This is a genomic window from Streptomyces sp. NPDC054975, from assembly GCF_053609105.1.
In genome coordinates this window covers 21,743-45,275 of sequence record NZ_JBSGWV010000031.1, presented here as the reverse complement: position 1 = coordinate 45,275, position 23,533 = coordinate 21,743, and the positions used below count along the sequence as shown (strand labels likewise).

Annotated in this window: 18 protein-coding genes, 2 tRNA genes and 1 other RNA gene; 10 read left to right on the top strand and 11 right to left on the bottom strand. The window is 72.2% G+C overall.

The window, feature by feature from the left end:
- Nucleotides 1–11: 11 nt before the first annotated feature.
- A tRNA-Gly gene (locus tag ACWF79_RS24305) sits at nt 12–87 on the top strand.
- A 49-nt stretch (nt 88–136) separates the two neighbouring features.
- Here the strand turns inward: ACWF79_RS24305 and ACWF79_RS24300 are convergent.
- The 6 genes from ACWF79_RS24300 to ffs form a co-directional block, all read right to left on the bottom strand.
- On the bottom strand, nt 137–1,048 hold the full coding sequence (locus ACWF79_RS24300) for a phosphoribosylaminoimidazolesuccinocarboxamide synthase (protein WP_453730244.1): 912 nt from the start codon (nt 1,046–1,048) through the stop codon (nt 137–139).
- A gap of 88 nt (nt 1,049–1,136) precedes the next feature.
- On the bottom strand, nt 1,137–2,597 hold the full coding sequence (locus tag ACWF79_RS24295; RefSeq protein ID WP_453730243.1) for a N,N-dimethylformamidase beta subunit family domain-containing protein: 1,461 nt from the start codon (nt 2,595–2,597) through the stop codon (nt 1,137–1,139).
- A 380-nt stretch (nt 2,598–2,977) separates the two neighbouring features.
- The gene (locus ACWF79_RS24290) at nt 2,978–4,990 is read right to left on the bottom strand and encodes a hypothetical protein (protein WP_453730242.1); all 2,013 of its coding nucleotides are present in this window, start codon (nt 4,988–4,990) and stop codon (nt 2,978–2,980) included.
- A gap of 217 nt (nt 4,991–5,207) precedes the next feature.
- Complete coding sequence (purD, locus tag ACWF79_RS24285) at nt 5,208–6,458, bottom strand: phosphoribosylamine--glycine ligase (protein ID WP_453730241.1); 1,251 nt, start codon at nt 6,456–6,458, stop codon at nt 5,208–5,210.
- Between the two features lie 61 nt (nt 6,459–6,519).
- The gene (locus ACWF79_RS24280) at nt 6,520–8,664 is read right to left on the bottom strand and encodes a DNA polymerase III subunit gamma and tau (RefSeq protein ID WP_453730240.1); all 2,145 of its coding nucleotides are present in this window, start codon (nt 8,662–8,664) and stop codon (nt 6,520–6,522) included.
- Between the two features lie 56 nt (nt 8,665–8,720).
- Nucleotides 8,721–8,819, bottom strand: an RNA gene (gene ffs, locus ACWF79_RS24275) — signal recognition particle sRNA small type.
- Nucleotides 8,820–8,916: 97 nt separating this feature from the next.
- On the opposite strand from ffs, the gene ACWF79_RS24270 reads away from it, so the two are divergent.
- Nucleotides 8,917–9,004, top strand: a tRNA-Ser gene (locus ACWF79_RS24270).
- An 85-nt stretch (nt 9,005–9,089) separates the two neighbouring features.
- On the opposite strand, the gene ACWF79_RS24265 is transcribed toward ACWF79_RS24270, so the two are convergent.
- On the bottom strand, nt 9,090–9,650 hold the full coding sequence (locus tag ACWF79_RS24265; RefSeq protein ID WP_453730239.1) for a hypothetical protein: 561 nt from the start codon (nt 9,648–9,650) through the stop codon (nt 9,090–9,092).
- A gap of 388 nt (nt 9,651–10,038) precedes the next feature.
- On the opposite strand from ACWF79_RS24265, the gene ACWF79_RS24260 reads away from it, so the two are divergent.
- Genes ACWF79_RS24260 through ACWF79_RS24250 form a run of 3 tightly spaced genes read left to right on the top strand, consistent with a single transcriptional unit; the run spans nt 10,039 to nt 13,424 of the window.
- Nucleotides 10,039–10,452 (top strand): hypothetical protein, encoded by a 414-nt coding sequence (locus ACWF79_RS24260; RefSeq protein WP_453730238.1) that lies wholly within the window; start codon nt 10,039–10,041, stop codon nt 10,450–10,452.
- A gap of 33 nt (nt 10,453–10,485) precedes the next feature.
- Nucleotides 10,486–11,145 (top strand): ABC transporter ATP-binding protein, encoded by a 660-nt coding sequence (locus ACWF79_RS24255; RefSeq protein WP_453730237.1) that lies wholly within the window; start codon nt 10,486–10,488, stop codon nt 11,143–11,145.
- Entirely contained in the window at nt 11,142–13,424 is a 2,283-nt protein-coding gene (locus tag ACWF79_RS24250) for an FtsX-like permease family protein (protein ID WP_453730236.1), read from the top strand. The genes ACWF79_RS24255 and ACWF79_RS24250 overlap by 4 nt, the downstream gene beginning before the upstream one ends.
- An 11-nt stretch (nt 13,425–13,435) precedes the next feature.
- Here the strand turns inward: ACWF79_RS24250 and ACWF79_RS24245 are convergent, their stop codons facing one another.
- Nucleotides 13,436–14,644: an MFS transporter gene (locus ACWF79_RS24245; RefSeq protein ID WP_453730235.1), complete on the bottom strand. Its 1,209-nt coding sequence runs from the start codon at nt 14,642–14,644 to the stop codon at nt 13,436–13,438.
- Nucleotides 14,645–14,737: 93 nt separating this feature from the next.
- On the opposite strand from ACWF79_RS24245, the gene ACWF79_RS24240 reads away from it, so the two are divergent.
- From ACWF79_RS24240 to ACWF79_RS24225, 4 genes are all read left to right on the top strand, one after another.
- Nucleotides 14,738–15,784: a DUF5937 family protein gene (locus tag ACWF79_RS24240; protein WP_453730271.1), complete on the top strand. Its 1,047-nt coding sequence runs from the start codon at nt 14,738–14,740 to the stop codon at nt 15,782–15,784.
- 417 nt (nt 15,785–16,201) lie between these two features.
- Nucleotides 16,202–17,416 carry a winged helix DNA-binding domain-containing protein gene (locus tag ACWF79_RS24235; protein ID WP_453730234.1) on the top strand — a complete coding sequence of 405 codons (1,215 nt, stop codon included), beginning with the start codon at nt 16,202–16,204 and terminating at the stop codon, nt 17,414–17,416.
- 159 nt (nt 17,417–17,575) lie between these two features.
- Nucleotides 17,576–17,995: a YciI family protein gene (locus ACWF79_RS24230; protein ID WP_453730233.1), complete on the top strand. Its 420-nt coding sequence runs from the start codon at nt 17,576–17,578 to the stop codon at nt 17,993–17,995.
- A gap of 40 nt (nt 17,996–18,035) precedes the next feature.
- Nucleotides 18,036–19,244 carry an RNA polymerase sigma factor gene (locus ACWF79_RS24225; RefSeq protein WP_453730232.1) on the top strand — a complete coding sequence of 403 codons (1,209 nt, stop codon included), beginning with the start codon at nt 18,036–18,038 and terminating at the stop codon, nt 19,242–19,244.
- 90 nt (nt 19,245–19,334) lie between these two features.
- Here the strand turns inward: ACWF79_RS24225 and wrbA are convergent, their stop codons facing one another.
- The 3 genes from wrbA to ACWF79_RS24210 form a co-directional block, all read right to left on the bottom strand.
- On the bottom strand, nt 19,335–19,943 hold the full coding sequence (wrbA, locus tag ACWF79_RS24220; RefSeq protein ID WP_453730231.1) for an NAD(P)H:quinone oxidoreductase: 609 nt from the start codon (nt 19,941–19,943) through the stop codon (nt 19,335–19,337).
- A gap of 91 nt (nt 19,944–20,034) precedes the next feature.
- Nucleotides 20,035–20,922, bottom strand: coding sequence for an RNA polymerase sigma-70 factor (locus ACWF79_RS24215; RefSeq protein WP_453730270.1), 888 nt, complete (start codon nt 20,920–20,922; stop codon nt 20,035–20,037).
- Between the two features lie 528 nt (nt 20,923–21,450).
- Entirely contained in the window at nt 21,451–22,659 is a 1,209-nt protein-coding gene (locus tag ACWF79_RS24210; protein WP_453730230.1) for an NAD(P)/FAD-dependent oxidoreductase, read from the bottom strand.
- Nucleotides 22,660–22,851: 192 nt separating this feature from the next.
- On the opposite strand from ACWF79_RS24210, the gene ACWF79_RS24205 reads away from it, so the two are divergent.
- On the top strand, nt 22,852–23,496 hold the full coding sequence (locus ACWF79_RS24205) for a TetR/AcrR family transcriptional regulator (RefSeq protein ID WP_453730229.1): 645 nt from the start codon (nt 22,852–22,854) through the stop codon (nt 23,494–23,496).
- Nucleotides 23,497–23,533: the final 37 nt, after the last annotated feature.

The following is a 23,533-nucleotide window of genomic DNA, read 5'->3' as shown; positions in this document are numbered from 1 at the left end:
CTACGGCGCATGCGGACGTGGCTCAGTTGGTAGAGCATCACCTTGCCAAGGTGAGGGTCGCGAGTTCGAATCTCGTCGTCCGCTCCATACGAAGAAGCCCCCGGTCGATCCGACCGGGGGCTTCTTCGTGTCGCTTCTACTGCCAGGAGCGGCCGGTCAGCAGCTCGTACGCCTCGATGTACTTGGCGCGGGTCGCGTCCACGATCTCCTGCGGGAGCGCCGGCGGCGGCTGTTCGCTCGTGCGGTCCCAGCCGGAGGCCGGGGAGGTCAGCCAGTCGCGCACGAACTGCTTGTCGTACGAGGGCTGGGCGCGGCCGGGCTCCCACTGGTCGGCCGGCCAGAAGCGGGACGAGTCCGGCGTGAGGACCTCGTCGGCGAGGATCAGCCGCTCGCCCTCCTCGGTCGACGCGAAGCCGAACTCGAACTTGGTGTCCGCGAGGATGATCCCTCGCTCGCGGGCGATGTCCCGGGCCCGGCCGTAGACGGCGAGGGTCGTCTGGCGCAGCAGCGCGGCGGTCTCCGCGCCGACCTGGCGGGCGACCTCCTCGTACGACACGTTCTCGTCGTGGTCGCCGACGGCGGCCTTCGTGGCCGGGGTGAAGATCGGCGCGGGCAGCTCGGAGCCGTCGCTGAGACCTTCGGGGAGTGCGAGGCCGCAGACCGTGCGGGACTCCTTGTACTCGACCAGGCCGGAACCCGTCAGATAGCCACGGGCGACGCACTCGACCGGCACCATCGCCAGGGACTTGCAGATGAGGGTGCGGCCCTCCCAGTCGGCGGGGGCGCCGGCCGGGACGTCGGTGGAGATGACGTGGTTGGGGGCGAGGTCGGCGAGCCGGTCGAACCACCACAGGGAGAGCTGGGTGAGCACCCGCCCCTTGTCGGGGATCTCGGTCGGCAGGACCCAGTCGTACGCGGACATGCGGTCACTGGCCACCATCACGAGCTCGCCGGCCTCGTTCTGGTAGAGGTCACGCACCTTGCCCGTGTGGAGGTGGGTCAGGCCCGGGACCTGGGCAGGCTCGGGCTTTTCTACGAATCCGGACACGGTTCCTCCGCGTAGGTTGATCCAGGAACGGTTCGATTCTCTCGCACGGAGTGGGGCGCTCGGCGAGCGGCCCCTCGAACGCCCCTGGTCAGTCCCTCTTACAGATCCTGTCGAGGAGATTGGCGGTGGCGCGCTGGATCCGGGCGTCGACGTGGCCCGGCCGGTCCAGGGCGGGCGACCAGGCGAAGGTGCCGGAGGCGAAGACCCATGCCCCGGACGGCGCCCGGTAGAGCGAGGTCTCCTGGTGGCGCAGGGCGCCCTCGCTGTCCCGGTAGGGCGAATGGGCGAGCAGGATGCGGCCCTCGTGCTCGGGGAGCGCGGTGCGCGGGAAGTAGCGGTCGGCCTCGCCCGCGACCAGGCCGGGGATCTCGTCCCCGTCGCCGGCGCCGGTGGCCTCCCAGAGCCAGTGGTCCGCGTTCCGTACGACCAGGGGGTGCGGCTCGGGCACCCTGCCCGCGTACTGGATCCCGAGCAGCTGCTGCTCCGGGCGGTCGACCTCGCGCCAGAGCGCGGCGCGGCCGGGGCCCCGGCGCTTGCGGCACGTGAGGAGCCGGTCGGGGACCCCGGACGGGGAGGGCCCCAGCTCCACCTGCCAGTACATGGTGTTGGCGGAGAGGAAGACGAGGGAGGTGCCCTGCTCGCGGGCGAGTTCGACGGTCCTGCGCATGGGGACCGACCAGTACTCGTCGTGGCCGGGGAAGACCAGGCCCCGGTAGCGGGTCGGGTCGACGCGGCCGGCGTGCAGGTCGCGGGTCTCGGCGTAGGCGAGGTCGTAGCCGTACCGCTCGGCCCAGCGGATGAAGTCGTAGGCGTGGCCGACGTGCAGGGGGAGGCCCGCGCCCGCGTAGGGGCGGTCGAAGGAGACGGTGATCGCCGCGTCCTCCTCGCCGAGGAGGCGGCCCTGCTCGTCCCACGCGTGGTAGAGGCTGGCGCCCGTCCGGCCGTCCTCCGGGTAGAGGTTGTACGCCTGCCAGGTGATGTCCGGGAGGACGAGGAGGAGGTCTGCGGGGTGGTCGTCCCGGACGGTGAACGGGATGTGGGAGCGGTAGCCGTCGGCGGTGGTGAGCACGGCGACGTACGCGCCGATCGACCAGTGGGCCGGGATCTGCAGCCGCCAGGACAGCCACCAGTGGTGGCAGGAGACCGTACGGTCGGCGGCGAGCGGGGCCGACTGGACGATGCCGGGGAGCCGGGGGCTGGTGGTGATCTTGGTGGCGCCCTCGCCCGCGTAGTGACCGATCCGGTAGATGTCGACCGAGAACTGTTGCGGCGGGTCCACGGTGATGTGGAAATCGATCGCCTCGCCGGGGGCCACGGCCCCGTTGGACGCGAAGCCCTTGATCTGGCTCCGTACGTCGTCGGCGGTGCGCGGGCCGCCACTGCCGCCGCGGGCCAGCGTCTCGTCGGCGTACCAGGGGACGACCTGGCCCGTGTCGTCGAAGTAGTTCTCCGAGCCGCGCAGCCAGGGCAGAGGTCCCTGGCCGAACGGGTCCGTGACGGCGTGGGCGAGCGCGCCCGATTCCCACCGCCTGATCTGATCCGCCCCCATGTCGCGCCCCTCCCTCGACTCCCCCGCGTGCCGTCTTCCGTCGTCCGCACATGAGCTGTCGTCGCGCAGTCATGTGCTGCTGTCAGTGCCGGTCTCCAGCACATCACATAACGCACGCACTCCGTCACCGTTCGTCGCGAATTGACGTGAACGGAAGGCAAGGTTCCGGTGTGGGTGGGCGGCTTGGGGGGTGGGGCGCCTGGGGACGGGCGACTCCCTGGCCCTCCTGGGCTCCGGCCTCACCTGCCGCGAGGCCCTAGAGGGCAAGCTCCAGGAGACCCTGACCGAGCCCGGGCCTCCCCGGCTCCTGGGGCCCGGTGGCCACCGGCGCTCGCGACCGCTCGCGGCCCTTTTCGGGGCCCCCGGGGGCCTCCCGCGCCTCAGACGAGGCGGACGGGCTTCTCGGGGCGTACGCCGGTCTCCGCGAGCCAGGCGCGCAGGGGGTCGGGGTCGCCGTCCTCGACCAGGGCGAGGACGCGGGCGGTCAGGTCCGTGCTCCGCACGCCGCCGACGAGGAGCGCGGGCCCGTCGAGCCAGTCGAGGCCGGGGGCGGCGCCCGCGGTGTCCACGGCGGCGCAGCAGACCATCGCCGTGACGTGGTCGGCGAGCAGGTCCCGCCCGGTCCGGGGCGGCTGCAGCGGGAAGAGCGGCAGCGCGTCGGCCCCGAAGGCATCCGTGTGCCAGGCGGGCACAGGGGCCACGGGCCGCGCGGCCTCCTCCCGCGCCACATGCGCGGTGAGCGCGGCGGCGAGGACATCGGCGGCGGGGTTAGTGACGAGGGGCTGCTCGATGTCGAGGTCGTCGGGGGCGGGGTTCGCGACGAGAGGCTGATCGGCGTCGAGGTCGTCGGAGGCGGGATTCGCGACGAGAGGCTGATCGGCGTCGAGGTCGTCGGAGGCGGGATTCGCGACGAGAGGCTGATCGGCGTCGAGGTCGTCGGAGGCGGGGGGTTCGGCCGCCTGGGTGGCGGGGGTGGATACCGGCGCTGGGGGCTGCGGCTCCGGGTGAGGCTCGGTCGGCCGGCCGTCGGCCGAGAGGTGGGTCAGGACGCGGGTCAGGGTCGGGCCGTCGACGGTCGCCTCGGGTTCCGGTTCGTCGGGTCCGGCACCGGTTCCGGCCGTGGTCGCGGGGGCCGGGCCGCCGGACGGCCCCGGGCCGGCGCCGCCGTGGGCGGCCGGGCCCGTCGGGAGGACGCCCAGTTCGTCGAGGACCTGGTGGAGGCGGGCCGCGTCGCTGCGCCACTTTCGGTCGACGACCTCCTCCGGGTACTGGCTCCAGTCGACCGGGGACCAGTCCGGGCCGGGCTCGGCCGGGCCGCCGTGGAAGAGCCGGGCGGCGAGCAGCGAGGCCGCCTCGTCCACGGCGCCGGGCTCTTCGAGCAGGTCGCAGGCCGGGCGCTCGCCGAGCCGGGAGGTGAAGCCGTCGGCCAGGCGGTCCCGGCGGGAGAGCTCGGTGAGCGCCGCGACCACACCCACGTCGAGGCTGGCCGGCCAGCGGCCCATCCGCCAGGCGGGCAGCGCGACCCGGGTGAGCAGCCGGTCCCAGCCCGCGTAGGCGAGGCCGACCTGCTCCTGCGCGACGATCCGGATGCCGTAGTCCACAGCCTGTGCGCGCTCCGAACCGGCCGCGGCCACACCCCGCTCCATCTCGGCGGCGTGCCCGCGGCACAGGCGCAGCAGGACCCGCGCGACCCACGCGATCCCCCGCGCGCCCAGCCTGCCGACCGGGCCGAGTCCGGGGCTGCGGGGAGCGGCGACGGCGGCGTCGAGGCCCTGCACGAAGCGGCGCGCAGCGGCTATGTCGGGCTGCGCCGCCGGAGCCGTACCGGCGACGACGGGGGCGAGGACCGCGCGCAGCTCACCGACGCGCATCCACCACAGGAAGGGCGAGCCTATGACCAGGACCGGCGCGTCGGCGGAGCGCCGGAGTCCTGTCGTACGGCCGGACTCGTGTGCGCTGTGGGAGGGGTGTGTACGGTCCTCCAGCCAGCTGTCGCAGTCCGGGGTCAGGGCTATCGCGGAGGGCGCGGGGACCCCGAGCCGGTCGGCCAGGTCCCGCACCATCCGGTACAGATCGGGGGCGGCGCGCTCGGAGAGCTCGACCGTCGGCGTGACGGCGGGCCGGGAACGCGCGATCACCAGGGCCACGGCCGCCGCCGCGAGCAGGACCACCAGTGCGAACGCGGTGACGACCCAGCGGGCGCTGTCCCAGCCGGTCCCGGTCATATGGCCGGTGACCCCGCCCGCGTAAAGGATCACGGCCGCGGCGGCGGGGAGCAGCGCGAGGCCCAGTGCCCTGCCGCGGACGCGGAGCACGGCGAGGGCCCGGGCGTGCGCGGCGCGCGCACCCATCTCCTCGCCGACAACCGAACCGGTACCGGACACGCCGTACATCACCCCCTCCTGTCCTCGTCGGGACTGCCCGTGGCGGTGTTGCTCACTCCCCCACTGTGGCACCCGCCACTGACATCGCAATGCCGGTGGGCCAAGTGCCGGAACGCCTGCGCCGCACCCTAGTTGGGGCTTCGGCAGGCGTCATCCGGATGGCTCACCCGTCACTCGATGGAATGGCTTTGGGTAAAGGTGATGACGGCTCGGGGCGGTTAGGGGTTCACTCCCCCGCGGCCTTGCGTGCGATGTCCGTACGGTGGTGCGAGCCGTCGAGACGGATGCGGCCGACCGCCTTGTACGCCCGCTCGCGGGCCTGCGCCAGGTCGTTTCCGGTCGCGGTGACGGACAGGACGCGCCCGCCCGCGCTGACGATCGCGTCGCCGTCCCGCTTGGTCCCGGCGTGCAGGACGTACGCGTCCGGTCCATCCTGTGCCGCGACCTCGTCCAGGCCCTCGATCGGGTCGCCCGTGCGCGGGGTCGCCGGGTAGTTGTGCGAGGCGATGACGACGGTCACGGCCGCGTCCTCGCGCCAGTTCAGCGGCGGCTCGTTGTCGAGGGTGCCGTTGGCGGCGTTCAGCAGGACGCTCGCCAGCGGGGTCCGCAGCCGGGCGAGGACGACCTGGGTCTCCGGGTCGCCGAAGCGGGCGTTGAACTCGATGACCCGTACGCCACGGCTGGTGATCGCCAGACCGGCGTACAGCAGGCCCTGGAACGGGGTGCCCCGGCGGCGCAGCTCGTCGACGGTCGGCTGCAGGACGGTGTCCATGACCTCGTCGACCAGCTTGGGGTCCGCCCACGGCAGCGGGGAGTACGCGCCCATGCCGCCGGTGTTCGGGCCCTCGTCGCCGTCGAGCGCGCGCTTGAAGTCCTGCGCGGGGGTGAGCGGGAGGACGGTCACGCCGTCGGTGATCGCGAAGAGGGAGACCTCGGGGCCGTCGAGGTACTCCTCGATCACGACGCGGTCGCAGGCGAGGGCGTGCGCCTTGGCTTCCGCCAGGTCGGAGGTGACCACGACGCCCTTGCCCGCCGCGAGACCGTCGTCCTTGACGACGTACGGAGCGCCGAAGGCGTCGAGCGCCTCGTCGATCTCCTCGGCGGTCGTGCAGACGTAGCTGCGGGCGGTGGGCACATTGGCGCCCGCCATGACGTCCTTGGCGAACGCCTTGGAGCCCTCCAGTTGCGCCGCCTGCTCGGACGGGCCGAAGCAGGGGATGCCGGCCGCGCGCACGGCGTCGGCGACGCCCGCGACGAGCGGGGCCTCCGGGCCGACGACGACCAGGCCGGCCTGGAGGTCGGTGGCCAGCCGCGCGACGGCTTCGCCGTCCAGCTGGTCGACGGGGTGCAGCTCGGCGACCTCCGCGATTCCGGCGTTGCCGGGCGCGCAGTGCAGAGCGGTGACGTCGGGATCGAGGGAGAGAGAGCGGCACAGGGCGTGTTCGCGGGCGCCGCCGCCGATGACGAGGACCTTCACGCCAGCCAGGGTAGCCCGCGTGGCCGGATGTCCCTTGTGCGGGCCACCGAGCGAGACGCCCCTACTCGTTCGTGTATTCCTCCACAACGGTCGCTCCGAGCTCGCGCACGATCAGGTCGTGGCCGGAGAGGGCGGAGTCGACCAGGTCCGGGTCGTCCTCCTCGGGCATGTCGTCCTCGGGCGCGACGGGCGGCGGGGCGTGGTGCTGCTGGGCGGGTGCCTGGGGCGGGGACTGCCGTACGGGAGCGGGCGCCTGCGGAGCGTTCTGGGTCGGCGGGGCGGGCGTGGCCTGGGGGGCTTGCGGAGCTTGCGGGGCGGGAGCCCACTGCTGCTGGGGCGCGGCGGCGGGGGCCGGGCGGCCGCCGCCGAAGCCGGTCGCGGCGGGCGGTGGGTTGACACCGCCCGAGGGGTCGATGATCGCCTCGATCTTCCACTGCACGTTGAACTGCTCGGCCAGGACCTGGCGCAGAACGTCCTCGCTGCCGCTGCTCGCGAAGTTGTCACGCGCGCCGGCGTTGAGGAAGCCGAGCTGGAGGGTGGTGCCGTCGAAGCCGGCGACCTGGGCGTTCTGACTGAGCAGGATCCACGTGAAGCGGCGCCTGTTCTTGACGGCGTCGAGGATCGACGGCCACATGTTCCGCACCTGGGCGGCGCCCTGGGCCATGTCTCCCGAGGGAGCGGGCGCGGAGGCGGCGGGGGCCGGGGCCTGGGCGGCCGGCGTGGGCGTCGGCGCGGGGGCGGCCGAGGCGCCGGGCCACGCGCCGGGGGCGGGAGCGCCGGGCGTCGCGGCGCCGGGCCAGGCCCCGGGCCGGGGCGCGCTCTCGGGCTGTGCGGGCGCGGGCGCGGGGGCCTGCTGGGCGGCGGGGGCCGGGGTCTGCTGGACGGCAGGGGCGGGGGCCTGCTGGACGGCAGGGGCGGGGGCCTGCTGCACCGGCTGTGAGGGCGGCGGCGGGGCCATCGGCGTATGGGCGTCGGGGCCGGGGACGTACCCCATGGCGGGCGCCGGCGAACCGGCCGTGAAGACGGGGGCGGGGGCGGGCGCGTTGGCGGCGCCGCGCTCGAGCCGGTCGATCCGGGCCTGGAGCGACCGCTCGTCGTCGAAGGCGGCGGGCAGCAGCACGCGCGCGCAGATCAGCTCCAGCTGGAGGCGGGGCGAGGTGGCGCCGCGCATCTCCGTCAGCCCCGTGTTGACGAGGTCGGCCGCGCGGCTGAGCTCGGCCGCCCCGAAGACGGACGCCTGCGCCTGCATGCGCTCCACGACGTCCACCGGGGCGTCGATGAGCCCCTTCTCGGCGGCGTCGGGCACCGCGGCGAGGATCACGAGGTCGCGCAGCCGCTCCAGCAGGTCGGCGACGAACCGCCGAGGGTCGTTGCCGCCCTCGACCACACGATCGACGACCTCGAAGGCGGCGGCCCCGTCACCGGCGGCGAAGGCATCCACAACGGAGTCGAGCAGCGACCCGTCCGTATATCCGAGCAGAGACGTCGCCATGGCGTATGTCACACCGTCGGCGGCCGCTCCGGCGAGCAGCTGGTCCATCACGGACATCGAGTCACGCACGGAACCGGCGCCGGCGCGCACGACGAGCGGCAGCACGCCGTCCTCGACGGGGATGCCCTCGCGCCCGCAGACCTCACCCAGGTACTCCCGCAGGGTGCCGGGCGGCACGAGCCGGAAGGGGTAGTGATGGGTCCGCGACCGAATCGTCCCGATGACCTTCTCGGGCTCGGTGGTGGCGAAGATGAACTTGAGGTGCTCCGGCGGCTCCTCGACCACCTTCAGCAGGGCGTTGAAGCCCGCCGAGGTGACCATGTGGGCCTCGTCGATGATGTAGATCTTGTACCGGCTGGAAGCGGGCCCGAAGAAGGCCTTCTCCCGCAGGTCACGGGCGTCGTCCACACCACCGTGGGAAGCGGCGTCGATCTCGATGACGTCGATGGACCCCGGCCCGTTCCGCGCCAGGTCACGGCAGGACTGGCACTCCCCGCAAGGGGTCGGCGTAGGCCCCTGCTCGCAGTTGAGACACCGCGCGAGGATCCGGGCGCTGGTCGTCTTGCCACAGCCACGGGGCCCGCTGAACAGGTACGCGTGATTGACCCGGTTGTTCCGCAGGGCCTGCTGCAACGGGTCGGTGACATGCTCCTGCCCGATGACCTCGGCGAAGGACTCGGGGCGGTAGCGGCGGTACAGCGCGAGAGACGACACGTATACGAGGTTATAGGCGCCCACCGACAACCCGGGCACGACGAGAGATCCCCGGGAACGCAAGCGCCCCCCACGCACCCGCCAGAGCCGACCTACCCTTGCTGCCTTCCGGCCCTGGGGGAGTTCAGTCAGATAGCGCCACGTGAGGGGCTCCGCCAAGGGTACCCGATCCGAGACCCCCCGAGCGCCCCTCCCGAACCTCTTCTGGATCACGTTCGCGAGCACCCCTCAGCGTCTTGTATTGTTTGCGGCGGAGGATTCGCCTAGTGGCCTAGGGCGCACGCTTGGAAAGCGTGTTGGGGGCAACCCCTCACGAGTTCGAATCTCGTATCCTCCGCCAGTGCCTCACCGGGCACGATGTCGAAGGGCCCCACCGTTCGCGGTAGGGCCCTTCGACGTCTCTCGGGTCTGTACGGCGATGTTTCTCAGACTCGTACGGAACAGGGGCGGTACTCGAGGCTCAGTTCGCGGTCGACGGCGTAGCTCGTACGCATCGAGGCGTCGGTGACCTTCTCCCAGGAGCCGTACTTGGCGTGGAGCTGGTCCGCCGTCGGGCCGAGGGGATTGCCGTACTTGGCGATGTTGCGCTCCTCCAGGATCCGGACCTCCTCGGGGCTCATGCCGGCGCGGGTGATCTCCTTGGCCTGGTTGCGCATGTCGACCAGTTCGCGGGCGATCTCCTCCTCGGAGGCACCGGCTTCGCGCATGTTGGCCTCCGTACGGCGCATGTCCTCCAGGAGGCCGTGGTACCGCATCCGGGTCCGCTGGGCCTCGACCTTCTCGTCCATAGGCATGACCCTGATCCGGCAGACCACGGGGTCCGTGCTGGGGCAGGCGTCGTCGGCGGCGACGGGCCGGTTGAGCGGGGCGGTGATGATCGACCCGCACGCCTCCGCCGCGGCGGAGGCGACGGAGCCGGCGGCGGCCAGCAGGGCGACGGCGGCCACGAAGGGAAGCAGGGCACGGCGGTACAAGGGAAGGCGCATGCGCGCCACCTTGGCGAGGCCGCCGCGCCGGTTCACGCAGCCACACCGGTGATCACCCCTACGGGGCGAAACGCAGGTCGTGGCCCTCGAGGACGACGTCCAGGCCGTACGTGAACGTGACGTCGCGGATCGCCACCGGGGCGAACGGCAGGGTCCCCTCGTAGGTCACCGGAGCTGGTCGCCTGACACCGAGGACTGCGCGCACGGCGCTGATCACGGAAGGCCCCGACCTGGGAGAACCGGTCGGGGCCTTCGGCGTACTGATGTGGTGATGTCACCGGTTCGAGGGGTCCGAGCAGGCAGTGACGTTCCGCCCGCGCATCCGTTCCGTAATCACTGGAACACTCTCCGCTACACCCACTGGGGGTGCTCTCAAGCTGGAGGAAACGTGCGCAAGTTGGCGACGGTCGCGGTGGCGGCGGGGTTGTTCCTGGGCGGGGCGGGGGCGGCGGTGGCGGATTCGTGGAAGAGCCTCGGTCAAATGTTGACCCTCGGCGCGGAGCTCCAGGTTCCGGAGTACCGGTGGTGGCCAAAGGGAGAGAACCACGGGGGCTTCAACTTCAGGGGACGGCTCAAGGACCTCGATCCGAACGACGGTCACAACGTCTACGTGGAGGCCAAGGTCGAGGGCTACAGCTGGAACCGCTTCAAGGGCGTACAGAAGAAGACCGTGCCTCTGAACAAGGTCGTCTACGACGGTGCCGCCCAGTACACGAAGGACGCGGAGATCCGCGTATGCCGCGACCGGGGCACCCTGCGACCTGACAACTGCACGATCCCCAAGTCGTTCCGCCGAAAGTAGCCGAAGCCCGGACCGTCAGGGGGTCACACCACGATGAATGCCATTCTCCGCGCCGAGGGCGTGGGTCTCCTCTATGGAACGCACCAAGCCATCAGCGAAGCCGACTTCACTCTGCGGCGCGGAGAAGTGGCCGCCGTCATGGGAAGCAGCGGCTCAGGAAAATCGTCGCTGCTGTATTGCCTGGCCGGGGTGCTGGCGCCAACGCGGGGCACCGTGACCTTCGAAGGAGCGGCGCTGTCGTCACTCACGGACGACGAGCTGAGCACTCTGCGCCGTGAACGCTTCGGCTTCGTGTTTCAGTACGGAGAGTTGCTACCTGAACTCACTGTCGAGGAGAACGCCGCCCTACCCCTGCGCCTTGCCGGCCAGCGCAAAGCGTCCGCGCATGCGGCAGCCGGCGACGTGCTCGGGCGCCTCGGAATGAACGAGTTGCTCCAGCGCAGAACCTCACAGTTGTCCGGCGGGCAGAGTCAGCGAGTGGCCGTAGCCCGAGCCCTCGTGCACCGGCCGGACATTGTTTTCGCGGACGAGCCGACCGGTGCGCTCGACAGTGTCAACGCCTCCGCCGTACTTGAGGAGTTCCTACGGTTGGCGCGGGATCAAGGCACCGCCGTGGTCATCGTCACGCACGACGCGACCGTGGCCGAGCACGCCGACAGTCGCTACACGATGACCGACGGGAACCTGAAGTGAATCCATTCCTGCTCGGCATGCGCTTGCTGTGGCGTGGCGGACGCAGAGGCCGGGCACGGTTCATCCTGATGACGTTCGGCTGCTCACTCGGCGTCGCCTGCCTAGCTGCCGTCCTCACGATTCCGACCATCCTCGCCGCCCACGACGCCCGGAGCGCCGCCCGCGAGCCCCAGATCAATTACGAGCTGAAGGACGGCCCCTCAACCCCCGACGTCGTCGCGCTCAGCCGTGAGGACGCCTTCGGGTCGCAACCGCTCCGCCGCCTGTTCATCGCCCGCCCGGCTTCCGGCCCGGCTCCGGTTCCCCCGGGCATCGACAGGTTGCCCGCCGCCGGAGAAGTGATCGTCTCGCCGCGCTTGCGGGAAGTCATGGTGGAGTCGCCTGGTGTGGCCGGGCTGTTGCCTGGCAAGGTGACCGGCACGATCCGGCCTGACGGCCTTGCCGGACCGGACGATCTGTACGCCTACATCGGCAGCACCCGTGCTCAGATCCCGGAGGAGAGCTCCCGGCGAGTGGACTACTTCGGTTCTCGCTACGCCAACTCTGAGGTCGTCGAAGCATCCACTCTCGACATCCTGCGGTTCACCCTCGCCTGCGTGGTCCTGCTGCCCCTCGCCGTCTTTCTCTCGGTGTGCGCCAGGTTGTCCGCCGAGTCCCGTGCCCGCAGGCTCGCCGCACTTCGACTCGTGGGGCTGAGTGTCAAGGACACCCTGCGAGTCAATGCCGGCGAGACCGTAGCCGCGGCCTTCCTCGGGGCGCTGCTCGGTGTCGGCGGATACCTCGCCTTCAACGAGGTGATGGCGCGAATCGGTCTGCCTGGCCTCCATTGGTACCCGGCGGATGGGCGCCCCGAAGCCACGACGCTTTTCGCCTGCCTGATCCTTTGTCCCGCTCTCGCCTGGCTCGTCGGTCGACACAGTGCTCGGACAGCCGCGCGGACTCCGCTCAACGTCCGTCGTACCGCCGAGGCCAAGCCGCCGAAAATGTACGGGATGCTCCTGCTTCTCCCTGGGCTCGGCGTCATCACCGGCTACTGCGCGCTCAGCGTCCTGGGGAAGGATCCGTCCGGAGGATCCGCCAACACCCTCCTCGTCCCTGGGGCCGTCCTGCTGACTGGCGCCGGATTGGTCTTGGGGCTTCCGCCGATCACCATGTGGCTCGCCCGCAAGCTCGCCGGGACGGCGCGGTCACTCCCTCTGGCTCTCGCGATGCGCCGCGCAGAGGTCGAGCCGGGCGCCTCACTCCGCGTCGTGACCGGTCTGGTCCTGCTGATCTTCGCCACTTCGCTGACCCAGGGCATCCTTGTCGAACTCGACCAGGTCAGCCGACGGACCGCGCCGGTCCAGGAGTACCGCGTAGCTGTGGGTGAGCTCACCCGCGAGCAGTACGCCAGGATTACCCGCGTCGAGGGCGCACGATCACAGGTCATCACGATCTCGTCCTGGAGGCCCCTGGACGACGGTCCTATGAAGCCCAGCATCGACGGCGTCATCGCCACCTGCGCCCAACTCGCCACGTTTGTAGCCGAATCACGCGGCTGCGTCGACGGGAAGGTGCTCCGCATCCATGACCTTGGCAGCTCCGCGAGCGAGGACGCCGTGCCCGGTCGCGCCTTCCCGTTCGTTCTGAAGAATCGGAAGATCAGCCTCACCGTCCCACACGAGCATCTGACCATCCGTGCTTATCAACCCTCCGCGTTCTCCTCGACCGATGTACTCATCCCTCCGTCGCATGTTCGCGTCGACGAACTGCCGCCCGACGCGTCGCTCAATCTCCTGAGCGACGCCGACCCCCAGACCATCCGTACCGTCCTCGACGGCATCGGCACCATCGCTCCCACCGCTGAGGTGGAACCCGTCGGTATCGTCGTCGAGTCGCTCGCGCAGTTGACCGTTATTCGGAGCCTTCTCGGGGCCGGGATGGTTCTTGGGCTGGTGATCAGTGTGGCCGCGTTCGTCGTGTCCGTGGCCGATCGGGCCATGGAGCGGCGGGGGCAGGTGGCCGCGCTGGTGTTGCTTGGGGCTCGGGCGGGGACCTTGCGGGTCGTGCAGTGTGTGCAGGTGGTCGTGCCGCTGGCAGTGGGGTTGGGGGCCGCCGTGGTCACCGGGTGGCTTGCCGAGTCGAGTTATCTGATCACCGGGGGCGGGGCCGTGCACTGGGACTGGAGTGGGTTGCCCGTGCTGCTCGCCTGTTGTCTCGGCGTGCTGCTCGCCGCCGGGGTCTCCGCGCTGCCTCTCGTGCGCCGGCACGTCGACCCCGAGCACATCCGGCGGGATTAGGGGGCCTCGGCTCACGCCGCCAGTGCGTGGGACATGCGGCGTTCCACCCTGGCCCGCAGGGCCCACGTGCCCGCCGCCGCCAGGACGCCGCCTGTCAGGGCCGTCGCCCACAGGAGCGTCGGGCCGAAGCCTGTGTACAGGGTGACGCCCAGGGTCAGGGCGCCGAAGCGGGCCAGGCCCCAGGTCCAGCCGAAGGCGCCCTGGTAGCGGCCGCGGGCGTGGGGCGGGGCCAGGTTCGCGACGATCGCGGCCGCGATGCCCGCGACGCACACCTCGCCCAGGGACCAGACGACCACCGAGACCGTGAAGCCGACCACCCCGTCCGCCAGGCCCGTCAGCGCCACGCCCACCGCGATCAGCACGCTGCCCGCGCACTGGACGCCCAGTTGGGGCAGCTTGGCAAGCCGGGACGTGACGAACGGCTGGAGCGCGACCACCATGATCGCGTTGACCGCCGCCATCGCGCCGTACACCGCCGGGGACAGGCCGCTGTCGTGGATGGCGAGGGGCAGCGCCACCTCCGTGAGGGAGTAGACGAAGAGCTGGATCCCGAGGAGGGGCAGCAGCACCAGGGCCAGGCGGTCCCGGAACACCACTCCGTAGCCGATGCCGTCATCCGAGCGACCCGCCGCCGACAGCGACGACGGTTCCTTCGGCGACCGCGGCTCCGTCAGCCTCGTCGCCACGATCGTCGCGTAGATCAGCATCGTCCCGGCGTCCACCGCGAACAGCAGCCAGTACCCCTGCGCCGCCAGGAACCCGCCGAGCACGCCCGCCACCGCCGTACCGATGTTCACGCCCCAGCCGAACAGCGCGTACGCCCGCTGGGTGCGCTCCGCGTCGACCGCGTCGGCCATCAGCGCGTACGCCGCCGGGCCGACCATCGCGCCCGTCGCGCTGATCAGCAGCGCGGCCGCCGCCATCGTCCACACGCCCGGAGCCACGAACAGCGCCCCGTGCGCCGCCGCCGCGCCGAGCAGGCCGATCAGCATCGTCGGACGGCGGCCGATGCGGTCGGCGAGGACGCCGCCGAGCGCCGGGCCGAGCAGATTGCCCGCGCCGAGGGCACCGAGGACGTACGAGGTGTCGGTCCCCGTGACCCCCCGCGCCGCGAGGAAGAAGACGAGGAACGGCGTGACCAGGTAACCGAGGCGGTTGACGATCGTCCCGGCGAAGAGGGTCCAGACGGTGGGCGGGAGGCCGCGGAAGGAGGAGAACATGCGAGGAGACTGGACCCCGCCCCTTCCGTGAACCATTGATTAAGCTCAGGCCGAATCCAATGACCGTACTTCTACGGCAGTCAGGTGGGAATTGTGGAAGCCGGGCTCAGTTTCTCCGCCGCCGACCTCGCCCAGACGAGGTTCGCCGTCTCCCCCATGTGGGAGGTCGTCACCAGTTTCCGGCTGCTCCGCGAAGCCACCGACCCACCGCTGCACCGGCGTTGGGCCGCACAGGTACGGCCCCGGCTCAGCGGTGCCGGGCTCGACAGCGGCTGGCTGGCCGAGCTGATCCCCGGCCACGGTTTCCTCGCCGACTTCCTCAACCCGACCCCCACCACCCCCTTCCCCACCCTCGCCGCCGAGCTCGCCGCCATCCGCGCCACCCCGCCCGAGCAGGTGCTCCAGGACGTCGAGATCCTCGCCATGAAGGAACCGGCCGACGATGTGCGTCGCTCCGCAGACCGTTCCGTCGACCGTTCCCCCGACCGCGCCCACGGCCGGCTACGGCTGCTGCGCGAGGCGCCCGAAGCGGCCCTGGAGAAGGTCACCGACGAGATCGAGACCTACTGGGAGATCGCCCTCGCCCCTTACTGGGCCCGGATCCGCCGACTCCTCGAAGCCGACGTCTTCCACCGCGCCCGGCAGGTCGCCGAGCACGGCTCCGCGCGCGTCCTCAGCGAACTGCACGAGACCGTACGGTGGGACGACGGCACCCTGCGCCTGGTCCGGCGACACTGCGCGCTGACCAGGGACGAGGTCGGCTCCGGGCTGCTGCTCGTCCCCTCGGCCTTCGCCTGGCCCCGCGTCCTGACCCGCGCCGTGGCCCCCGACCCGCCCCAACTCGCCTATCCGGCCCGGGGCATCGGCTCCCTCTGGGAGCCGCGTACCAGCTCCGCCACCGAGGCGGTCGCCGCCGTCATCGGGCGCTCGCGCACCCTGCTCCTCGCCGAACTCGACATCCCGACCTCGACCACCCAACTCGCCGCCCACTGCGGCCTGTCCGCCGCCGGTGTCTCCCAGCACCTCACCGCGCTGCGCAACGCCGGCCTCGTCACCGCACACCGCGCCGGCCGCTCGGTCCTCTACGCCCGCACCTCGGTCGCGGACGCCCTGCTCGCGCCGGCGGGGGAGAGCGTCTGAGGCGTGGCGGCGACTCGGCCTGCCCGTCCCGTCCTTCGCCGCAGGGCCACCGGAGGTCCAACGGAGGACCAACGGAGGACCAACGGCGGTCCGCCGGAGGTCCGCGGCAGGTCACCTCCCCGGTCCGCCGGAGGTCCGCGGCAGGTCACCTCCCCGGTCCGCCGGAGGTCCGCCGGTGGTTCGCCGCAGGTCCGCGGCAGGTCACCTCCCCGGTCCGCCGGAGGTCCGCCGGTGGTTCGCCGCAGGTCCGCGGCAGGTCACCTCCCCGGTCCGCCGCAGGCCGGCTCCCGCAGGTCACCTCCCCCGTCCGCCGCAGGCCGGCTCCCGCAGGTCACCTCCCCCGTCCGCCACAGGTCCCCCCGTCGTCGATTTCATGTCCTCCAGCCCTCCCCCGGGGCCCTCATCCATGCTTGTCCTATGGGGAACACGACGCACCGCCGCATCGAGGCGGACGAACGCAGGGCCCGGCTGGGCGTACGGCATCGGCTGGCCGGGGCGGCGCGGGCGGCGGGGGCCGAGGAGGTGGCCGAGGCGCTCGTGGCGCTGCACGCGACCGACCCGGCGAGCGTGTTCCTCGCCGTCGGGGCCCGGCTGGGCGGGGAGCAGGGCGTCGCGGGGCCGGTGGCGGAGCTCGAACGGGCGCTGTACGAGGACCGGACGCTGACCCGGATGCACGGCATGCGGCACACGCTCTTCGTCTTCCCGACGGCCCTCGTCCCGACCGTGCACGCCTCCACCACCCGCGACGTCGCCACGCGCGAGCGCGCCATGCTGCTCAGGGACCTGACCAAGGGCAGCGCGTACGACGCGGAGTGGCTCGCCGAGACCGAGCGGCAGGTCCTGGCCGAGCTGGCGGTACGGGGCGAGGCCACCGGGTCCGAGCTGGGCGAGGCCGTACCGCGGCTGCGCACGCAGTACCTGTACGGGGTCGGCACCCGGCAGGAAGGGCCGCAGCCGCTCTCCAGCCGGCTGCTTCGCGTCCTCGGCATGGAGGGGCGGATCGCACGCGGCCGCCCGCAGGGCGCCTGGACCTCCAGCCGCTTCCGCTGGGCTCCGACGCCCCAACAGCCCGACCCCTCGGACGAGTTCGCCCACGCCGATCTCGTACGACAGTGGCTGGCGGCCTGTGGTCCGGCGACCGAGGCCGACCTGAAGTGGTGGACCGGGTGGAAGGTCACCGACGTACAGAAGGCGCTCGCGGCGATCGGCGCGGTGCCGGTGGAGCTGGCGGAGGGCACGGGTCATGTCCTGCCGGACGACCTCGATCCCGTACTGGCCGACCCTGAGCCGTGGGCGGCGCTGCTGCCGGCGCTCGACCCGACGGCGATGGGGTGGCAGTACCGCGACTGGTACACCGACCCCGCGCACAAGGCCGCGCTCTTCGACCGCAGCGGCAACATCGGCCCGACGGTGTGGTGGAACGGCCGCGTCGTCGGCGGCTGGGCCCAGCGCCCGGACGGGGAGATCGCGATCCGGTACCTGAGCGACGAGGGCGGATCGGAGGCCCGGGCGGCCGTCGAGGCGGAGGCGGCGCGGCTGCGCGGCTGGGTGGGGCCCGTACGGGTCACGCCACGTTTCCGTACGCCGCTGGAGCGGGAGCTCTCGGTCTCGGTCTCAATCTCGGAAGGGTGAGCCGCCGGGGCCCCGCACGCCTCTCCTGGTTCCCCCGGGTGGAATCCCGGAGAAATTCGTACGGGACCCCGGCGAGGTGTCGAGAATCGGAAACCCGCTCCGACGTCCCCTGTGAAAGGCAGCAACAAGCCCGAGGCACAGACATCGAAGGAGATCGTCATGAAGTACCTCGTCATGGTGCAGGGATCCCAGGCCGACTACGACACCATGTCCGGCAAGGGCACCGGACCCGCCTGGAGCGAGAAGGACCTGCAGGCGATGTTCGAGCACATGGGGTCCATCAACAACGACCTCGCCGAGTCGGGCGAGCTGGTCGACGCGCAGGGGCTCGTCGAGCCCAAGCGGACCCGGCACGTGAGCGTCGACAAGGACGGGCAGCCGGTGATCACCGACGGGCCGTACAGCGAGACGAAGGAGCTGCTCGCCGGCTACTGGGTGCTCGACTGCGCGAGCATGGAACGGGTCACCGAGATCGCGGCGCGCGTCGCCCGCTGCCCGCAGCCCGCGGGGGCGCCGGAGTACCCGGTGGTGATCCGCCAGATCGACGAGCGGTCCGAGTCCGAGCTGTTCAGCGAGTGAGCCGAGTAGAGCGCCTGAGCCGAGTGAGGCGAGTGAGCCGTTGAACGACGACGAGAGCGTCGAGGACCTGTTGCGCCGGCACGCGCCGCAGGTCCTCGGCGCGCTCGTACGCCGGTACGGGCACTTCGACGCCGCCGAGGACGCCGTACAGGAGGCCTTGGTGGCCGCCGCCCGGCAGTGGCCGGAGTCCGGTACGCCCGACAATCCGCGCGGCTGGCTCATCCGGGTGGCCTCGCGGCGGCTGGCGGACCAGTTGCGGGCGGACGAGGCGCGGGCCCGGCGGGAGGAGACGGCCGCGCGCCTCGAACCGCGCGAGGCGCGGGCGGCGCCGTCCGACGACGACACGCTGACGCTGCTGTTCCTCTGCTGCGACCCGTCGCTCGCGCCCGCCGCCCGGGTCGCGCTGACGCTGCGCGCGGTCGGCGGCCTGACCACGGCCGAGATCGCCCGCGCCCATCTCGTACCGGAGGCGACGATCGCCCAGCGCGTCAGCCGCGCGAAGGCGAAGCTACGGGACCACCGGTTCCGGACGCCGGGCCCTGACGACCGGGACGCCCGGCTCTCCGCCGTCCTCCACGTGCTGTACCTGATCTTCAACGAGGGGTATACCGCGACCTCCGGCCCCGCGCTGCACCGCGCCGACCTGGCCCGGGAGGCGATCCGGCTGACCCGCGCCGTACGCAGGCTGCTCCCGAGGGAGGCCCGGGTGACCGGTCTGCTGGCGCTGATGCTGCTCACGGAGGCCCGCAGCGCGGCCCGCACGGGGCCGCACGGCGAACTGATCCCGCTCGACGAACAGGACCGGACGCTCTGGGACCGGGCCGCGATCGAGGAGGGCACGGCGCTGGTGGAGGAGGCCCTGACGGAGGGCCCGCCGGGTCCGTACCAGCTCCAGGCGGCGATCGCGGCGCTGCACGACGAGGCCCACCGGGTCGAGGACACGGACTGGCCGCAGATCCTCGCCCTGTACGACGTCCTGGTCGCCGACTGGCCCCACCCGATGGCCGAACTGGGCCGCGTGGTCGCCGTCGCGATGGTCCACGGCCCGGCGGCGGGCCTCACCGAACTCGCCGCCGTGGAACCCCGACTGAAGGACCACCATCGCCTCGCCGCGGTCCGCGCCCACCTCCTGGAACGCACCGGCGACCGGGCGGCGGCCCGCGAGGCCTACTACGAGGCGGCCCGCCTCACCCTCAGCCTCCCGGAACGCCACTACCTCCGCATAAAGGCCGCCCGCCTGGCCCCGTGACCCGAGGCGGGAGGCCTGGGTCGGTGACCATCTGGCCGTAGCCAGGCCTGGGTCGGGGATGGTCATTCGCGAGGCCTGGGTCGGCGACGGTCAGGCCGTCGCGAGGCCCTTCAGGCGCTTGGCGATCTTGGTGAGGCGTTCGCCCTGGTAGCGGGCGGCCTGGAGGACGTTCTCCTCCGGGGCGCCGTTGCCGGCGGCGTGCGAGGTGCCGTAGGGGTTGCCGCCCGCCGCGTAGACCGCGCCGTCGGTGAAGCCGGGGGAGACGATGACCGAGCCCCAGTGGTGGAAGGTGTTGTAGAGGGCGAGCAGGGTCGACTCGTTGCCGCCGTGCACGTTGTGGGCGCTGGTGAAGGCGGTGGCGGGCTTGTCCCAGAAGACGCCGCGCTGCCACAGGCCGCCCGTCGTGTCGATGAACTGCTTCAGCTGGGCGGCCACGTTGCCGTACCGGGTCGGCGAACCGAGCGCGTAGGCGTCGGCCCACTCCAGGTCGTCCAGCGTGGCGATCTCGACGTCCCCGGTGGCGTCCACGTGGGCGCGCCAGGCGGGGTTGCCGTCGATGGCGGCCTCCGGGGCGAGCTCGGTCACGCGCCGCAGGCGTACCTCGGCACCGGCCTTCTCGGCACCTTCGGCCACGGCCTGGGCGAGCTGGTGCACGGTTCCGGTGGAGGAGTAGTAGATGACAGCGACGTTCACGGACATGACGAGCTCCCCTTAAGCGGATTCAATTCCGGTTCAACCAGGTCGAGGTTAAACGGATAGTCATCCACTTGCAAGGGGGGCCCGCCCGAAGTCATCGCAGGGTGAGTGTCGTCTCCGACTCGACGTGGGTCAGCTTCTCCGGGTTACGGACGTAGTACAGGCCCGTGATCCGGTCGCCGTCGAGGCGCACCCCCATGACCCCGTCGATCTCGCCGCCCAGGGTGATGACGAGTCCCGGGCTGCCGTTGACCACCGTGAGGCCGACGGCCAACGCGCTCGCGTGCCTCACCGTGCCGCTGATGATGAAGCGGGCCACCTTGTCGGCGCCGACGACCGGGCGCCGCGCCGCCTGCTTGATGCCGCCGCCGTCGCTCAGCAGAACCACCTCGGGCGCGAGGACGTCCAGCAGGCTCTGCAGGTCCCCGGTGGCGAGCGCGCGCTGGAACGACTCCAGGGCCGCCCGGGTCTCACTCGCCGACACCACCGCGCGGGGCCGCCGCGCGTCGACGTGCCGGCGCGCGCGGTGCGCGATCTGGCGTACGGCCGCCGGGGTCTTGTCGACGGCGGCCGCGATCTCGTCGTAGCCGACGTCGAAGACCTCACGCAGCACGAAGACGGCGCGTTCCGTCGGCGACAGCGTCTCCAGGACGAGCATCAGCGCCATCGACACGCTCTCGGCGAGCTCGGCGTCCTGCGCCACGTCGGGCGCGGTGAGCAGCGGCTCGGGCAGCCAGGGGCCGACGTACGACTCCTTCCGGCGCGACATCGTGCGCAGGCGGTTGAGCGCCTGGCGTGTGGTGATCCTGACGAGGTACGCGCGCTGGTCCCGCACCTCCGCCAGGTCGACCTCGACCCACCGCATCCAGGTCTCCTGGAGAACGTCCTCGGCGTCGGCGGCCGAGCCGAGCATCTCGTACGCGACGGTGAAGAGCAGGTTGCGATGGGCGACGAAACTCTCCGTCGCCGCGTCCGGCGCCAGGTCGGACGACGAGTCGTCGGTCGCGGGGGGCTGCGCCGGCGCCGTGGCCCTCGCCAGGTCCGGCGCGGAGGGCTGCGTCTCGCCCGCCAGGTCCCTCGCCAGGTCCGGCGCGGAGGGCTGCGTCTCGCCCGCCAGGTCCCTCGCGAGGTCCGGCGCGGAGGGCTGCGTCTCGCCCGCCAGGTCCCTCGCCAGGTCCGGCGCGGAGGGCTGCGCCGGCGCCGAGTCCGTCGCGTGGCCCCTCGCCGGGTCCGCCGCCAGGTCCGGTGCCTGGTCCAGCACCTGGTCCCGCGTCAGGTCCGGATCCCGGTCGGCCGCAGGCGTCCGCGCCCCGTCCGGCGTCACGTCCCCCGCGCCGCCAGGATCCTGGTCGGTCGGCCGGGTCGTCGCCCGGTCGTTGTGCTCGCTCATGCCCGCTCCTCGTCCGCGCCCCCGGCCCCGTCGGCCGGGGGCGTTCACACGTGCGTCGACGGCTCGGTTCCTTCTTGCCGGCCAACGGCCGATGATCAACATTCGTGCCCGTGGCCCAAGTTAGGCGGCCTGGTCCGCCATCGCGGGCACTTCACCGCGCCTGGCGCTCTCGGTCGCCACCAGCTGCCCGCGCTTGGCGTCCTTGCTCCACCACTGGCGCGCGCCCGGCTTACGGGCCTCCTGGCCCAGCTGCCAGGGGATGCCCTTGCAGATGAGCTCCTTGATCAGCGCGCCCGCGCGGCCGCCGACGTAGTGCTTCTTGGCCGTGTCGTCCCGGTCGGTGAGCTGGAAGACGCCCGCGCGGCGGCCGAGGCTGACGCACTGGGCGACGAACCCCACCTCCGCCTCCGCCGGCCGCTCGCCCGCGATCCGGCTCAGGACCGTCCCGGCGGCCTGCGGGCCGAGCTGGACCGCGGCCTGGCAGCTCATCCGGTACGGCAGGCCCGACGGCGCCGCCGCGTCCCCCGCCGCCACCACGCGCTCGTCGTCCACGCTGGTGAGCGTCTCGTCCGTGAGCAGCCGCCCCAGGGAGTCGGTGCTGAGGCCGCTGCGCGCGGCCAGGTCCGGCACGGTGAACCCGGCGGTCCAGACGGTCACCGCGCTCGCCACCTCGCGCCCGTCCGCCAGCCGCACCGCGTCACCGGTCACCTCCGCCACCTTCGCGCCGGGGCCTTCGACGACCGTCACCCCGAGCCGGGTCAGCCGCTTGGCGACCGCGCGCCGCCCACGCGGGTGCAGGGAAGGGCCGAGGACGTCGCCGCAGACGAGGGTCACCTTCCGGCCCACCTCCGCCAGTTCGGCGGCCGTCTCGATCCCGGTCGCCCCGCCGCCCACCACGGTGAGCGGGGCCGACGCGGGAGCGGCCGCGAGGGCGTCCCGCAGGCGCTCCGCCTCCTCCCACCCGCCGAGCGGGTAGGTGAACTCCGCCGCCCCCGGCACCCGCGCCTCGGCGCTTCCGCTGCCCACCGCGTACACCAGGTAGTCGTAGGCGACGGTGTCCCCGGACGCCAGCGCCAGGCTCCGCCCGGCCACGTCGATCTGCGCCACGGTGTCCACCACCAGCCGGACACCGGCCGCCAGCACCTTGCCGTACTCCACGACTCCGTCGTGCGATCCGCCCACGTACTGGTGCAGCCGGATCCGGTCCACGAACGACGACCTCGGGTTGATCAGCGTCACGGTCACGCCCTCGCGCCCCGACAGCCGGTTGGCCGCCATGACTCCGGCGTACCCGCCACCGATCACCATCACCGTCGTGTTCTCCGTCATGATGTCTCCCTCGTCGCGCGCGGTGAGCCTCGAAAGCCTCGTTCGCCCTCCAGACACCGGACGACCGACGGTTGTGACATACGTGAGCCAGATCACGTGACGCCGTGCACCGATCCGGTAACCGGATAGTGCTCCGTTATGCTCGTGAGCAGGGACGGACCGAGGGGGATGGGAACGAAGGGCAGGCAGGACATGATCAGCGCGAAGGACTCCGGGGCGGCCGACGTCACATTGCTGCCCACCGCCGGACAAGCCGCGCCCGAGCGCGCCGAGCGCGCCGACGCCGCACGGAACCGGCGGAAGATCCTCGACGCCGCCGCCCGGATCGTCGCCGAGGCAGGCCCCGCGGGCGTCACCATGAACCAGGTCGCCCACGCCAGCGGCATCGGTGTCGGCACCGTCTACCGCCGCTTCGGCGACGTCTCCCAGCTCCTGTGGGCGCTCCTCGACGACCGGGAGGTGCAGTTCCAGGAGGCGTACATGGGCGGCCCTCCGCCCCTCGGCCCCGGCGCGCCCGCGGACGAGCGGCTGCACGCCTTCCTCGACGCGCTCGTCGACCGGGTCATCGAACAGCGCGAGCTCCTGCTCGCCGCCCAGGCCGCCGCCCCCAGCGCGGCCTACTCCAGCGGCGCGTACCTCGCCATGCACACCCACGTGACCCTGCTGCTCGGCCGGCTCAAGCCAGGCGCCGACAGCGCGCTCCTCGCCCACATGCTGCTCGCGCCGTTCACCCCGACCCTGATGAACCACCTGACCGCCGAGCGGGGACTCACCGCCGACGAACTCAAGGCCGGGATCGACACCCTCCTCAACCTGGGGAACCCCGAGAACCCGTAGGGCCCGCAGGGCCCGTACGACCACCAGGCCCCGTACG